This window comes from Micromonospora sp. LOL_025 (genome assembly GCF_048060285.1).
In the GTDB taxonomy this organism is placed as follows: Bacteria; Actinomycetota; Actinomycetes; order Mycobacteriales; family Micromonosporaceae; genus Micromonospora.
On record NZ_JBHMIR010000115.1, the window covers coordinates 1 to 641 of the forward strand.

The 641-nt window shown below is 73.3% G+C and carries 1 protein-coding gene; it reads left to right on the forward strand.

The genetic code is table 11. The features are described 5' to 3' along the window. Positions 1-22 precede the first annotated feature (22 nt). Positions 23-641 (forward strand): hypothetical protein (locus tag ACFHW0_RS31725; RefSeq protein WP_416613308.1); only part of this gene is annotated, 619 nt, incomplete at its 3' end.

Genomic DNA, 641 nt, shown 5'->3' on the forward strand with positions numbered 1-641 from the left:
CCGCCGCGTGAGGGTGGCTTCCGTGGTGGTGACCGTCGTGAGGGTGGCGATCGTCCGGGTGGTTTCCGTGGTGGCGACCGCGAGGGCGGTTTCCGTGGCGGCGAGCGTCGTGAGGGTGGTTTCCGTTCGGGTCCGCCGCGTGAGGGTGGCTTCCGTGGTGGTGACCGTCGTGAGGGTGGCGATCGTCCGGGTGGTTTCCGTGGCGGTGACCGCGAGGGCGGTTTCCGTGGCGGCGAGCGTCGTGAGGGCAGCGACCGTCCTGGGGGCTACCGTGGCGGTGACCGCCGTGAGGGTGGTGACCGTCCGGGTGGTTTCCGCGGTGGCGACCGCGAGGGTGGTTTCCGCGGTGGGGACCGTCGTGAGGGCGGCGACCGTCCGGGCGGCTTCCGTGGGAACGACCGGGAGGGTGGTTTCCGCGGTGGGGACCGTCGCGAGGGTGGCGACCGCGAGGGCGGTTTCCGTGGCGGCGATCGTCGTGAGGGTGGCTTCCGTTCCGGCCCGCCGCGTGAGGGTGGCTTCCGCCGTGAGGGTGGCGACCGTCCGGGTGGCTTCCGTGGCGGCGACCGCCGCGAGGGTGGTGACCGTCCGGGTGGTTTCCGTGGTGGCGACCGCGACGGTGGCTTCCGTGGCGGTGACCGTCG